General features: G+C 74.8%; 14 protein-coding genes. 11 read left to right on the top strand and 3 right to left on the bottom strand.

What is annotated here, in order from left to right; all coding sequences use genetic code 11:
* From DT057_RS36795 to DT057_RS13700, 3 genes are all read left to right on the top strand, one after another.
* Positions 1-337 (top strand): DUF1236 domain-containing protein (locus DT057_RS36795; RefSeq protein ID WP_244937376.1); only part of this gene is annotated, 337 nt, incomplete at its 5' end.
* 222 nt (positions 338-559) lie between these two features.
* On the top strand, positions 560-1762 hold the full coding sequence (locus tag DT057_RS13705; protein WP_128562663.1) for a pyridoxal phosphate-dependent aminotransferase: 1203 nt from the start codon (positions 560-562) through the stop codon (positions 1760-1762).
* A gap of 619 nt (positions 1763-2381) precedes the next feature.
* Positions 2382-2648 (top strand): hypothetical protein, encoded by a 267-nt coding sequence (locus DT057_RS13700; protein ID WP_128562662.1) that lies wholly within the window; start codon positions 2382-2384, stop codon positions 2646-2648.
* 42 nt (positions 2649-2690) lie between these two features.
* Here DT057_RS13700 and DT057_RS13695 read toward each other — a convergent pair whose 3' ends face one another.
* A complete protein-coding gene (locus tag DT057_RS13695; protein ID WP_128562666.1) occupies positions 2691-3653 on the bottom strand; it encodes a class I SAM-dependent DNA methyltransferase in 963 nt (320 codons plus the stop codon).
* Positions 3654-3714: 61 nt separating this feature from the next.
* On the opposite strand from DT057_RS13695, the gene DT057_RS13690 reads away from it, so the two are divergent.
* The 5 genes from DT057_RS13690 to DT057_RS13670 all read left to right on the top strand — a co-directional run bounded on the left by DT057_RS13690 (position 3715) and on the right by DT057_RS13670 (position 9081).
* Positions 3715-4773, top strand: a complete 1059-nt coding sequence (locus tag DT057_RS13690) for a ligase-associated DNA damage response exonuclease (protein ID WP_128562661.1) — start codon at positions 3715-3717, stop codon at positions 4771-4773.
* Positions 4770-6476, top strand: a complete 1707-nt coding sequence (locus DT057_RS13685) for a cisplatin damage response ATP-dependent DNA ligase (RefSeq protein WP_128562660.1) — start codon at positions 4770-4772, stop codon at positions 6474-6476. Before DT057_RS13690 ends, DT057_RS13685 begins: the two co-directional genes overlap by 4 nt.
* Positions 6473-6925 (top strand): secondary thiamine-phosphate synthase enzyme YjbQ, encoded by a 453-nt coding sequence (locus DT057_RS13680; RefSeq protein ID WP_128562659.1) that lies wholly within the window; start codon positions 6473-6475, stop codon positions 6923-6925. The genes DT057_RS13685 and DT057_RS13680 overlap by 4 nt, the downstream gene beginning before the upstream one ends.
* Before the next feature lie 431 nt (positions 6926-7356).
* Positions 7357-8208 carry a sulfite exporter TauE/SafE family protein gene (locus DT057_RS13675; RefSeq protein WP_162501398.1) on the top strand — a complete coding sequence of 284 codons (852 nt, stop codon included), beginning with the start codon at positions 7357-7359 and terminating at the stop codon, positions 8206-8208.
* 207 nt (positions 8209-8415) lie between these two features.
* Positions 8416-9081, top strand: coding sequence for a response regulator (locus tag DT057_RS13670; protein ID WP_128562657.1), 666 nt, complete (start codon positions 8416-8418; stop codon positions 9079-9081).
* A 62-nt stretch (positions 9082-9143) separates the two neighbouring features.
* On the opposite strand, the gene DT057_RS13665 is transcribed toward DT057_RS13670, so the two are convergent.
* Complete coding sequence (locus tag DT057_RS13665; RefSeq protein ID WP_128562656.1) at positions 9144-10076, bottom strand: DMT family transporter; 933 nt, start codon at positions 10074-10076, stop codon at positions 9144-9146.
* A 55-nt stretch (positions 10077-10131) separates the two neighbouring features.
* Positions 10132-11082, bottom strand: a complete 951-nt coding sequence (locus DT057_RS13660; protein ID WP_128562655.1) for an alpha/beta hydrolase — start codon at positions 11080-11082, stop codon at positions 10132-10134.
* 206 nt (positions 11083-11288) lie between these two features.
* Between DT057_RS13660 and DT057_RS13655 the strand changes: the two genes are divergently transcribed.
* The 3 genes from DT057_RS13655 to DT057_RS13645 are packed head-to-tail and all read left to right on the top strand — an operon-like array spanning position 11289 to position 13458.
* Positions 11289-11651 carry a DUF6460 domain-containing protein gene (locus tag DT057_RS13655; RefSeq protein WP_128562654.1) on the top strand — a complete coding sequence of 121 codons (363 nt, stop codon included), beginning with the start codon at positions 11289-11291 and terminating at the stop codon, positions 11649-11651.
* 11 nt (positions 11652-11662) lie between these two features.
* Positions 11663-13039 carry an MATE family efflux transporter gene (locus tag DT057_RS13650; RefSeq protein ID WP_128562653.1) on the top strand — a complete coding sequence of 459 codons (1377 nt, stop codon included), beginning with the start codon at positions 11663-11665 and terminating at the stop codon, positions 13037-13039.
* A complete protein-coding gene (locus DT057_RS13645; protein WP_128562652.1) occupies positions 13036-13458 on the top strand; it encodes a GFA family protein in 423 nt (140 codons plus the stop codon). The genes DT057_RS13650 and DT057_RS13645 overlap by 4 nt, the downstream gene beginning before the upstream one ends.
* Positions 13459-13461 lie beyond the last annotated feature (3 nt).

Below are 13461 nucleotides of genomic sequence, written 5' to 3'. Positions count from 1 at the left end.
CGAGCGCGGGCAGGAGCGCGGCGAGCGCGGGACCGAACGGGGCGAGCGGACCGGGGGCCGTAGCGAGGCGCGCGGCGCGGTCACCCGTCTCGACACCGGTCAGCGCACGGAGTTCCGGCAGACGATCGTGAAGTCGGGCGTGCGCCCGGTGTCGAACGTGAACTTCGCGCTCAACGTCGGCACCGCCGTGCCGCGCTCGGTCGCGCTGCACGCGCTGCCCCCGGCGATCCTCACGCTGGTGCCGGCCTACCGGGGCTTCCGCTACGTGCTGGTGGACGACGACATCGTCATCATCGATCCCGACACCTACGAGATCGTCGACGTGATCCCGGGCTGAGCGGCCCGGCGGGCGCGCCCGCGGACGGGGCGGCGCCCGCGGGCGCGCCGCCCCGTCCGGATCCGAGCGCGGGCCCGCTCTCCGCCGGCCCGCGCGCCGGCGCGCTCACTCCTCGCGCTTGCTCCTTCGGCCACGCCCGATTACGGTCCGGCCCGCCCGCGGCGGGGCCCGTTCGTCGCCCCGGCGGGCGCGCCATCGCTGTTCTTCCGGAGTTTGCAGATCATGGGCTTTCTGGCCGACGCCCTCTCGCGCGTGAAACCGTCCGCCACCATCGTGATGACCCAGAAGGCGCGGGACCTGAAGGCTGAGGGACGCGACGTCATCAGCCTGTCGGTCGGCGAGCCGGACTTCGACACGCCCGAGCACATCAAGCAGGCCGCCGTCGAGGCGATCCGCCGCGGCGAGACCAAGTACCCGCCGGTCTCCGGCATCGTGCCCCTGCGCGAGGCCATCGCCCGCAAGTTCAAGCGCGAGAACGGCCTCGACTACACGCCCGCCCAGACGATCGTCGGCACGGGCGGCAAGCAGGTGATCTACAACGCGCTCCTCGCCACCCTGAACCCGGGCGACGAGGTGGTGGTGCCGCGGCCCTACTGGGTGTCCTACCCGGAGATGGTGGGCCTGTGCGGCGGCACCGCGGTCTTCGCCGACACCACGATGGAGAACGACTTCAAGCTCCAGCCGGCGGAGCTCGAGCGCGCGCTCACCCCGAAGACCAAGTGGCTGATCCTGAACTCGCCCTCCAACCCGTCCGGCGCCGCCTACACGTTCGACGAGATGAAGGCGCTCACCGACGTGCTGGTGCGCCACCCCCACGTCTGGGTGCTCACCGACGACATGTACGAGCACCTCGTCTACGGCGACTTCACCTTCGTGACGCCCGCCCAGGTCGAGCCGAGCCTGTACGAGCGCACGCTGACCATGAACGGCGTCTCGAAGTCCTACGCCATGACGGGCTGGCGCATCGGCTACGCGGGCGGTCCCGAGCCGCTGATCAAGGCGATGGACTTCGTCCAGGGCCAGCAGACCTCCGGCGCCGCCACGATCTCGCAATGGGCCGCGGTGGCGGCCCTCGACGGGCCGCAGGAGCACCTGGCGCAGTTCCGGGCCGCGTTCCAGACCCGGCGCGACCTCGTGGTGTCGATGCTCAACCAGACCAACGGCCTGCGCTGCCCGACGCCGGAGGGCGCGTTCTACGTCTACCCGTCCTGCGCCGAGCTGATCGGCCGCCGGCTGCCGGACGGCAAGGTGATCGAGACCGACGAGGATTTCGTTCTCGGCCTCCTCGAGACGGAGGGCGTCGCGACCGTGCACGGCTCGGCCTTCGGCCTCGGGCCGAACCTGCGCATCTCCTACGCCACCTCGAACCAGCTCCTGGAAGAGGCCTGCACCCGCATCCAGCGCTTCTGCGGCGCGCTGCGCTGAGGGCGGGACCCGGCCGCGCCCCGCCGACGCCCCGAGGCGTGCCGGGCGGGCGCGAAGCGTTCCCGGCCGGGACCGGGCGGCCTCGGAGAACGGGCGATCCGGCCTCGTCGGGGCGGCGCCCGCGGGATCGCGGCCGCGCGGCGCTGGCGCTGGGGGCGCTCCGTCAAGCTGTCCTGCGCGACGCGTTTCGACGCAACCCCGCGGCGAGCATGCGGGTTGCCCCGCAGCCACGGTCTGCTACACGGGCCGTCCTGGCTGTCGGCGCGCCTGGAGGCTTCCGGAACCCGTCCGGGCTGCGCGGCAGAGAGGTCGGCGATGACGGGATGGGGCGGACCAGTTCTCTGCAACCCATTCCTGTGAGGCTCAGTGGGCCGGGTAGTCGCAGGAGTGTCACGGGTTCGGGGAACAGGAACCGCGACCCTGGCACATGGCCCACCAGAATCGTCCGGTCCCAGGCCGATCCGGGGCCGGGCGGCCGGGAGCCGGTAGGCGCCGCGCCATTGTGAGACGCCGCGGCCGGGGGGCGCCGGCCCGCTCGTTAAGGAACGCGGTCCTAACGTCAGGACACGGGCCGCCCGCACCTGCCGCGGCCCCGTCTCACGACCGCGAGCTTCCGACGATGTGGCGCCTCCTCACGGCTGGTATCAAGGTGATCATCGCCGTGGCGGCGCTGACGACCGCGGCGAACTGGGTCGCCCTGCGGGCCAAGGACCGCCGCGCGCCCGGCCCGGCGCTCGCCGCCACCCTCGATCCCCCGACGACCGGCGCGCTGCCGGGCCGCCGGTCCGAGGCGCGTCCCGAGCCCGCACCGGGCGCGAAGCTCGACCAGCGTGCCCTGATGCGGCTCGTCTCCGAGGCCGGCGACCCGGCCCCGCGCAAGCGCTGAGCAGGAGGGGAGGAGCGCGGGGGACGGGGCGGGAGCCGGGGTTCAGGCCGCGCTCGCCCGGCGCTCCCGCTCCAGCACCACGAGCCAGCCCGGCACGTCCGCGCCGCGCTCCCGGCGGATCGCCGCGGGCGCGAAGCGCGCGACGGAGAGGCCCGCCGCCGCGGCCTCTGCCCGCACCGTGCCGGCCCCGTGGGCGTAGCGCCCGTCCGGGCCCAGCACGGCGCCGTGCTCGCCCTCGTGGGCCTGGAGCGTGAAGGCGAAGAGGCCGCCCGGCACCAGCGCGCGGGCCGCCGCCCCGAGCACGGGCGCGAGGTCGTGCAGGTAGATGAACACGTCCGCCGCCACCACGAGATCGGCCGCGCCCGCGGGCTCCGCGGCCAGGAAGGCGAGGAGGTCGCCCTCGACCAGGCGGGCGTAGAGCCCGGTCCGGCGCGCCGCCGCCAGCATCCCGGGCGAGAGGTCGACCCCGGCGAGCGGCCCGACCAGGCCGCCGAGGGCCCGGGCGACGAGGCCGGTGCCGCAGCCGAGATCGAGCGCCCGGCCGAAGGGCGGCGCCCGGCCGCGCGACGCCGCGACCTCGACCAGGGCTTCGCGCAGGAGCGCCGGGCCGCGATAGCCGAGGCCCTCGACGAGGTGGTGCTCGAAGCGCGCCGCGTAGCCGTCGAACAGGGCCCGCACGTAGGCCGGGGAGATCGCCGTCCCGCCGCCCGGCCGGCCCATCCGGGCGAGGCGCAGGCCGGCGCCGAGGGGATCGGCGGGGTCGAGGGCGAGGACGGTCGCGAAGGCCTCGGCCGCCCGCGCCCGGGCCGACGGATCCTCGCCCGCCATCGCCTCGCGGGCGCGGCCGAGCAGCAGCCAGGCCGGCGCGAAGGCGGGCGCCCGCTCCAGAACCTGCTCGGCGAGGTCGGCGCAGGCGGCCGCGTCCCCGTCCGCGAGGGCGGCCTCGGCCCAGGCGTAGCGGCGGTCGGCGAGGAGGTCGCCGGAGGATCGGGCGGGCACGGTCATGGCGGTGCGGGACAGGCGGGCGGTCCTCCCTATATACGAGGCTCCCGATCCGACGAGAGCCATGGCGCCGCGCCCCACCGACCTCCTGACCCTGACCCGCGAGGGCCTCTACTGCCCGGGCGGCGACTTCCACGTCGATCCGGTCCGCCCCGTGCCCCGGGCCCTGATCACCCACGGCCACGCCGACCACGCGCGGGCCGGCCACGGGCGGGTGCTCGCCACGGCGGAGACGCTCCGCATCATGGCGGTGCGCTACGGCGAGGCGTTCTGCGAATCCCGCCAGGAGGCGGCCCTCGGGGCGACGCTTCGGCTCGGCGACGTCGCGGTGCGCTTCGCCCCGGCCGGGCACGTCCTCGGCTCGGCCCAGATCGCCATCGAGCGGGCGGCCTGCCGCATCGTCGTCTCGGGCGACTACAAGCGCGCGCCCGACCCGACCTGCCTGCCCTTCGAGGTCGTGCCCTGCGACGTGTTCATCACCGAGGCCACGTTCGGGCTGCCGGTCTTCCGCCATCCGGACGCCCGCGCCGAGGTGCGGCGCCTGCTCGCCTCCGTGCGGCTGTTCCCCGAGCGCACCCACATCGTCGGCGCCTACGCCCTCGGCAAGGCGCAGCGGGTGATGGCGCTCCTGCGGGAGGAGGGGTTCGAGGCGCCGATCTACCTGCACGGCGCCATGGAGAAGCTGACCGACCTCTACCGGCGCGAGGGCATCCCCGTCGGCGAGACCATCAAGGTCGCGGCGGCGGAGCGCCCGAAGCTCGGCGGGCGGATCGTGATCTGCCCGCCCTCGGCGATCCAGGACCTGTGGTCGCGCAAGTTCCCGGACCCGGTCACGGCCTTCGCGTCGGGCTGGATGCAGGTGCGGGCCCGGGCGCGCCAGAAGGGGGTGGAGCTGCCGCTCGTGATCTCCGACCACTCGGACTGGGACGCGCTCTGCCGCACCATCCGCGACACCGGCGCCGGGGAGGTCTGGGTCACCCACGGGCAGGAGGACGCCCTGGTGCACTGGTGCGGCACGCAGGGGATCCGCGCCAGGCCCCTGCACATGCTGGGCTACGGCGACGAGGGCGAGGCCGAGCCCGATGCCGCGCCGGGCGACCGGCTCCCGGAGGCCGCGGCGTGAACGCGTTCGCGCACCTCCTCGACCGCCTCGCCTACGAGCCGCGCCGCAACGCCAAGCTGCGCCTGCTGCAGGACTTCTTCCGCAACACCGCCGATCCCGACCGGGGCTACGCGCTCGCCGCGATGACGGGCGGTCTGAGCTTCCGGGAGGCCAAGCCGAACCTGATCCGCGGCCTCGTGGAGGAGCGGGTCGATCCGGTGCTGTTCCGGATGTCCCACTCCTACGTCGGCGACCTCGCGGAGGCGACGGCCCTGATCTGGCCGGCCCGGCCCGCCGACGCCCCGCCGGGGCTCGGCCACAACAACCCGCCGGCCCCGGTGCCGACCCTCGCCGAGGTGGTGGAGACCCTCGGCACGATCGGCAAGGCCGAGCTCCCGGCCCGCATCGCCGCGTGGCTCGACGCCCTCGACGAGACCGGCCGCTGGGCGCTCCTCAAGCTCATCACCGGCGCGCTGCGGGTCGGCGTCTCGGCGCGGCTCGCCAAGACCGCCGTCGCGAGCCTCGGCGGGCACGAGGCGGACGCCGTCGAGGAGGTCTGGCACGGCCTCGAGCCGCCCTACGCGGCCCTGTTCGCCTGGGTCGAGGGCGGGGCGGAGCGGCCCGAATCCCGCAACCCGGCCCCGTTCCGGCCGCCGATGCTCTCGCACCCGATCGAGGAGGAGAGCGACTTCGCCAAGCTCGACCCGGAGGCGTTCTCGGCCGAGTGGAAGTGGGACGGCATCCGCGTCCAGCTCGTCGGCGGGCGCGACCGCGCCGGGGAGCAGGTCCGGCGGATCTTCTCGCGCACCGGGGAGGACATCTCCGGCGCGTTCCCGGACCTCGCCGAGGCGATCGGGTTCGACGGGGCCCTCGACGGCGAGCTCCTGATCCTGCGCGAGGGCCGCGTGCAGAGCTTCAACGTGCTCCAGCAGCGGCTGAACCGGAAGGCGGTGACCCCGAAGCTCCTCGAGGACTTCCCCGCCCACGTGCGGGCCTACGACCTGCTCGCGGAGGGCGGCGAGGACCTGCGGCCGCTGCCGTTCCGGGAGCGCCGGGCGCGCCTCGAGGCCTTCGTGGCCCGCCTCGACCATGCCCGCATCGACCTCTCGCCCCTGGTGGCGTTCGGCGACTGGGACGCCCTGGCGGCCGCCCGGGCCGACCCGGCCGGCGTCGGCGCCGGACCGGACGCCGAGGCGATCGAGGGCGTGATGCTGAAGCGCCTGGCCAGCCCCTACGTGCCGGGCCGCCCCAAGGGGCCGTGGTGGAAGTGGAAGCGCGAGCCCTACCGGGTCGACGCCGTGATGATGTACGCCCAGCGCGGGCACGGGAAGCGGTCGTCGTACTACTCCGACTACACGTTCGGCGTCTGGCGCGAGGCGCCGGACGGGCACGAGGAGCTGGTGCCGGTCGGCAAGGCCTATCACGGCTTCACGGACGAGGAGCTGATGCGGCTCGACCGCTACGTCCGCAACCACACCGTCAAGCGCTTCGGCCCGGTGCGGGAGGTGGAGTACGGGGTGCGGGCGGGCCTCGTCCTCGAGATCGCCTTCGAGGGCATCCAGCGCTCGACCCGGCACAAGTCCGGCGTCGCCATGCGGTTCCCCCGCGTCAGCCGCATCCGCTGGGACAAGCCCCCGGCGGAGGCCGACCGCCTGGCGGTGCTGGAGCGCATTCTGGAGCGCGGCGAGCGCGAGATCCACCCCGGGCGGGAGGTCGCATCATGAGGCGCGTGGAGCGGATCGCGGACGGGGCGCCGACCCGGCAGGCGACGGGCCGCCTCGTCGTGGAGACGCGGGGCCAGGGCTTCACCGAGTTCACCGCCGAGGCCGGCGCCTTCGTGCGCGAGAGCGGCGTCCGCCACGGCCTGCTGACGGTCTTCTGCCGCCACACCTCGGCGTCCCTGACGATCCAGGAGAACGCGGACCCGGACGTGCGCACGGACCTCCTCGCCGCCCTCGACGGGATGGCTCCGCGCGGGGCCGCCTACGTCCACGATTCCGAGGGGCCCGACGACATGCCGGCCCACATCCGCACGATGGTCACCGACGCCGCGCTGACGCTCCCCGTCGTGGAGGGCCGGCCCGCGCTCGGCACCTGGCAGGGCCTCTACCTGATCGAGCACCGGGACCGGCCGCATCGCCGGGAGATCGTCCTGCACGTCCTCGGCTGCTGAGCCCGGCCCCGGCGCCGGCGCGCCGGCCGCGACCGGGACGGGCCCACGGGAAACCCGCCGCCTTCCCCGCCGTCGCCCGCGCCTCCACCGTTCGGTGGAGGCGCGGGCCCGGGCATCGGCGCATTCTGTCGGGGATGCGACGCGGGCGGACGGACCGCCCGGGGCGCGTGCCGGCGCCGGCCGGCGTCCGCCCGCGCCCTCTCGGCGCGCGGCGAGGGCGCCGGCGGGCCGCGCCCGTCCCGACGCGCCGGCCCCGGCGAGGAGGATCGAGCCGATGCGACCTTGGTTCGTCACCAGCGCGGATCCGGAACCCTCCGCGGGACCGCGGGCAGAGCCTCGCCGGCCCGCCGCTCTCGCGCCGTCGGCGGGCCTCGGGCCGCGGGCGGGCCTCGCATCCCCCGGACCTCGTGCGGCGCGGCTCCGCCCTGATCATGGCTAGCGCCCCGAGGGCCGCCCCCGCGGCCGGGGGCGCCGCTCCGCCGGCGCGGTCGCGCCGCCTCCTCGCGGTCCTCCTGGCGGCGTTCTGCCTCTGCCTCGTCGTGGCGGGCCGGGGGCAGACCCTCACGGCGTCCGTCCTGATCGCGATGGCGCTCGCCTCGGCGGTGTCCAGCATCGCGGGCTTCGCCTTCTCGGCCATTTGCGGGGCGATCGTCTTCCACCTCGCGACGGATCAGGTGCAGCTCGTCGAGGCGATGATCCTCTGCAGCGTGGCCAACCAGACCCTGATGGTCTGGGCGATCCGCCGGGACGTCGACTGGCGTACCGTCTCGACGTTCCTGCTGGGCGGCCTCGCCGGCCTGCCCCTCGGGGTCTGGCTCCTGCTCAACGTCGCGCGCGCCAGCTACGTGCACGGGCTCGGCATCTTCCTGATCGCCTACGGCGGCTTCATGCTGGTGCGGCGGCCCGTGGTCATCAGGCGCCAGCCCGTCGCCCTCGACGTGGCGTCGGGCTTCCTCGGCGGGATCACGGGCGGCGCCCTCGGCTTCCCCGGAGCCTTCGTGACGATCTGGTGCAGCTTCAAGGGGTGGAGCAAGAGCCGGCAGCGGGCCGTGTTCCAGCCGTTCATCCTGATCATGCAGGTGGCGGCGCTGCTGGCGATCACGCTCGTCCACGCCTCGCCGGGCGGGAACCCGGGGTCCGACTGGGCCGGTCTGCTCTGCGTGCCGGGCTCGCTCATCGGAACGGCCCTCGGCATGGAGGTCTACCGGCGGCTGTCCGACGCCCACTTCTCGATGATGATCAACATCCTGCTGATCGTGTCCGGCGTCAGCTTCGCGGTCTGATTCCGGCCGGGGCAGCCTGCCCGGGGGCGCGGACGGAGGCATCCGCCCGCGCGGCGCCCCGGGCGAAATTGTCCGCGGCCGTGCGAGGGTCTAAGCTCGCGGCGGAGTTCGCTGTTGATCGCCGGCGACCGGCTCTTGCGGCCGGGGTGCCGACCGCGTGGAGTGGCCCGGTTCGGCCGCGAGAACAGTCCGGCGCGTGAGGCTTCGTTGGGTTCCGAGACCACCATCGTCGTTGCGGACGACCACCCGCTGTTCCGGGGCGCCCTGCGGGGCGCCGTGACGACGCTCCTGCCCGGCGCCCGCATCGTCGAGGCGAGCGGGCTCGAGGCGCTGACGGCGCACCTCGACCAGGAGCCGGAGGTCGACCTCGTGCTCCTCGACCTCACCATGCCGGGCGTGCAGGGCTTCTCGGGACTGATCTACCTGCGGGCGCAGCACCCGGCGCTGCCCGTGGTGATCGTCTCGGCCAACGAGGACCCGGTGGTGATCCGGCGCGCCCTCGATTTCGGCGCCGCGGGCTTCATCCCGAAATCCCTTGACATCGACCAGATCGGCGAGGCGATCCGGCAGGTGCTGGCCGGCGGCACCTGGGTCCCGCCGGACATCGAGCTCTCCGCCTCCGAGGACAAGGAGACGGCCGACCTGATGCGCCGCCTCGCCACCCTGACGCCGCAGCAGGTGCGGGTGCTGATGATGCTTTCCGAGGGGCTGCTCAACAAGCAGATCGCCTACGAGCTCGGCGTCTCCGAGGCCACCGTGAAGGCGCACGTCTCGGCCATCCTCCAGAAGCTCGGCGTCGAGAGCCGCACCCAGGCGGTGATCGCGTCCTCGCGCATCGGCGCGACCCTCAGGCCGCCGGCCGGCGTGGAGTAGGGACCGGCCGGCGCCGGACGGGGCCGTGCCGGCGCCCGACCGGGATAGGGCGGCTTCCCGCCCTATCCGGCGCGGCGGCGCCCGAAGGCCTCGGCGACCGCGATGCCGCCCACGACGAGCGCGAGCGCCAGGCCCTCGGTCGCCCCGAACGGCTCTCCGACCAGCAGCACGGCGAGTAGCGCCCCGAACACCGGAACCAGGTTCACGAACAGGCCGGCGCGGTTCGGCCCGATCATCTCGACGCCGCGCATGAAGGCGAGCTGGGCCGCGAGCGAGGGGCCGAGGGCCGTGAAGGCGATGAGGGCCCACCCCGTCGCGCCGGGCCAGACCAGCCGGCCGCTCGCCCATTCGGCGGCCATCAGGGGGAGCGAGGTCAGCCAGGCCGCCACCGCCATGGCGGAGAAGAACACGAGGCCCGACACCCGGGGGCGCGACGGCAGGGCGACCGTGTAGCCGGCGTAGAGCAGGCAGGCGACGACGAGGAGGAGGTCGCCGCGGTTGAACGCGAGCTCGCGCAGCACGGCGCCGTCGCCGTGGCTGGCCGCCAGGACGACGCCCGCGAGCGTGAGGGTGACGCCGGCGGCCTGGCCGAGGCTCACGGCGTGCCGGTAGACCGCGAAGTTCAGGAGGATCACCAGGACCGGGATCGAGCCCTGGAAGAGCACGAGGTTGACCGTGCTCGTGTACGCCCCGGCCGCGTAGTAGAGGCCGTTGAACAGGGTGTAGCCGAAGCCGCCCATCAGGAGGATGCGGCGCCAGTGGGGCGCGAGGGCGCTCCACTCGCGCACGATCTGGCGGCCGGCGAGGCCCGCGAGCAGCGTGCAGGCGATCGCCCAGCGCAGGCCCGTCAGGGCCTGGGGCGAGACCGCGCCGACCGCCCACTTGCTCGCCACGGCGTTGCCGGCCCACAGGAGCGCCGTGAGGGTGAGGAGCGCGTAGGCGGCCCGCGGCGACCCGGCATCCGGCGGCGTGCCGGCGGGAGCCGGCCGCGTCATCGCGCGCCGCCGGGTGCGGCGCGGCACGAGCCCGCGGCCGGGCGCCGGGCCCGGCTCACGCCAGGGCCATCAGGAAGCGCTCGATCAGCTCCAGGGCCCGCTGGGTCATGGCGATGGGGTAGCGGATGAAGACGTGGCAGCCGCCGGTGTAGACGGCGGTGTAGCCGCCGTTGTTGGCCGCGGCCCAGCGCATCGACATGAACAGGGTGTCGTCGAGGAGCGGGTCCCGCGTGCCGACCGAGAACAGGGCCGGGGGCAGGCCCTTGAGGTCGGCGTAGAGGGGCGAGACGTCGGGCGAGCGGCGCGCCACGCCCTCGGGCACGAAGCCGTCGGCGAAGCGGCGCACGTCCCGGGAATTGAGCACGAGGCGCTCCTCGCCCCAGATCCGGGCGCTCGCCGTGACGCCGAGGTCGTAGAGGCCCGAGAACAGGTTGGCGCCCCGGAAGGCCTTCCGCAGGTTGTGCCGGTCGCGCAGGCGCAGGAGCGTCATCACGCTCAGGTGCGCGCCGACGGACTCGCCCCCGATCGTCAGCGCCTCGACCCCGAACAGCTTGCGGCCCTCGGCGTGCAGCCAGAGCGCGGCCGCCTCGCAATCGTCGATGGGCGCCGGGTAGGGGTTCTCGGGCGCGAGGCGGTAGGCCACCGAGACGCAGACGAAGCCGCAGCGGTCGGCGATGCGCTCGAGCCAGGGATCCTGCTCGTCGGCCGCGCCCCAGACCCAGCCGCCCGAGTGGACGTGCAGGTAGGCGCCCCGGGCCTTGCGCTGCGGCCGGATCACCCGGAGCGCCAGGTCGCCGCCGGGTCCCGGGATCGTGATGGTCTCGGCCCGGGCGCTGCGGGGCATGGCCGGGTAGGCGATGCTGCCGCGCCGGCGGCGCTCGCGCACCTCCGCGACGGGCATGGACCAGGGGTCCGGCGCCTGCGCCTGGGCGGCGATGATGGACTGGTTGAGCCGCTCCGCGTCGGGGTCGGCCTTCGCGGGGTCGAAGAGCGCGTGATCGATCATTCTACTTCATCTCGTCGCCACCCGGCCGCAGGGGTGCGGCAGGGTGCCTCGGCGTCACGATCCGGGCGGAGTTCCGACCCTCGCATCTTGGGATGCCCGGCGGAGGTTGCCATCTCACGCGCGCGTTGCCAAACCGTGCAATGCGTCAGGCCGGCCCGGCTTTCGGGTGAATGTGGCAAATCCGCAACGGTCATCCGCGAGGAAGCATGAGCGATCCGAGATTCCGCCGCCCGCCCGGCGGCCCGCACGATCCGCGCGCGGACGTCGATCCCGAGGCCGCCCATCCGTTCCGGCCCCAGCGGCGGACCTCCGAGCTGCACCGCTTCCTCGGCGGCTCCCCCGCCGGCGTGCTGGTGCGCCTCGTGTTCCTGTCGCTGCTCGTGGGCGCCGGCATGGCGATGGTCGGCGTCACGCCGACGACGCTGTTCGCCCACGCCTACGAGACCGCGCGGACGCTGATCGACCTCGGACTCTCGACCTTCCACGACGCCGGGCGCTGGTTTGCCGCCGGTGCCGTGGTGGTGCTGCCGCTCTGGCTGCTGTCGCGCCTGTTCGCGAACGGCCGCTGACGGCGCCCGCGATGCCGCCTCACGCCCCGGCCGCCCCGGCGGTGACGAGCCGCCGCGTGCTCGCGCTCTCCCTGCCGATCACCCTGGCGAACGTCACGACGCCGCTCCTCGGCATCGTCGGGGCGGCCGTGATCGGGCGGCTCGGGGACGCCGCCCTCCTGGGCGCCCTCGCCCTCGGCGCCGTGATCTTCGACTACCTGTTCTGGACCTTCGGCGCCCTCAGGATGGCGACCGCCGGTCTCACCGCCCAGGCGGCGGGGGCGGGGGACACGGGCGAGGTCGACCGCACCCTCGCCCGGGCGCTCGCCGTCGCGGTGGCGGTCGGCCTCGCCCTGGTGGCGCTCCAGGCGCCGCTGGGCGCGGGGGCCCTGGCGCTGGCGGGCGCCAGCCCGGCCGTGACGGCGGCGCTCTCGAGCTACTTCGGCGTCCGGATCCTCTCGTCGCCCTTCACGCTCGCGAACTACGCCATCCTGGGCTCGACCCTGGGGCGGGGGCGCACCGACCTCGGCCTCGGCCTCCAGGTCGCCATCAACCTCGTGAACGTGGCGCTGACCCTCGGCCTCGTGCTCGGGCTGCACCTCGGGATCGCCGGGGCGGCCCTCGCGGCGGTGCTGGCCGAGGTGGCCGGCACCGTGCTCGGCCTCGCGGTGCTGCGCCGCCTCGGCGCCCGGCCCTGGCGGGTGGCGCGGGCCGACATCCTCGAGCGGGCGGGCCTGCGGCGGATGCTGGCGGTGAACGGCGACGTGATGGTGCGCACGCTCGCGATCATCGCGGCCTTCGGGCTGTTCTCGGCCCTCGGCGCGCGGGCCGGCGACGTGCCGCTGGCCGCCAACGCGGTGCTTCAGAACCTCTTCCTCGTCGGCAGCTTCTTCCTCGACGGCTTCGCGACCGCCGCCGAGGTCCTGTGCGGGCAGGCCCTCGGCGCCCGGGACGAGGCGGGCTTTCGCACCGCGGTGCGCCTCGCGCTACGCTGGTGCGTCGGCTTCGGCCTCGCCGTGTCGACGGTCTTCCTCGTCGGCGGGGCGGCGTTCATCGACGCCGTCACCACCCACGCGGAGGTGCGGGCCTTCGCGCGCGACTACCTGCCCTTCGCGGCGCTCACGCCCCTCGTCGCCGCGGCGGCCTTCGCGTTCGACGGCGTCTACATCGGGGCGACCTGGACGCGGCCGATGCGCAACCTGATGCTGGCCGCGCTCGCCGCGGACGTCGCCGTGCTCCTGGTCGCCCGCGGCTACGGCAACACCGGCCTGTGGCTGGCGATGCTGGCCTTCCTGGCCGCCCGGGGGATCGGGCAGGCGGCCCTCTACCCGCGGCTCGCCGCCGCGACCTTCCCGCCGCGGCGTTCCGCCGACCTCTCCCTCTCCAGGCCTTCGGAGGCGACGCGATGATCCAGGGCGGCTGCTACTGCGGGGCCGTGCGCTACGCCGCCGAGGGGACGCCCCGGCACCTCACCGCCTGCCACTGCCGGGCCTGCCGGGGCACCACGGGGGCGCCGCATGTCGGCTGGATCACGCTGCCGCGCACGGGCTTCCGCTTCACGGCCGGCACGCCGACGCGCTTCCGCTCGAGCGCGGTCGGGACGCGCAGCTTCTGCCCGACCTGCGGCACGCAGCTCGCCTTCGTGAGCGACGCCCAGCCGGACGCGATCGACGTCACGACCGCGAGCCTCGACGCGCCCGACAGCCTGCCGCCGCGGGACCACACCTGGGTCTCGCGCAAGCTCGCCTGGGTCACGATCCCGGACGGCCTGCCCGCCTACCGGGAGGGGCGCCCCCCGGACGCGTCCGGGACGCCGCCCGGATTGTGACGG

The organism is Methylobacterium crusticola (genome assembly GCF_003574465.1).
Classification (GTDB): Bacteria; Pseudomonadota; Alphaproteobacteria; order Rhizobiales; family Beijerinckiaceae; genus Methylobacterium; species Methylobacterium crusticola.
This window is presented reverse-complemented; position numbering and strand designations above follow the sequence as displayed.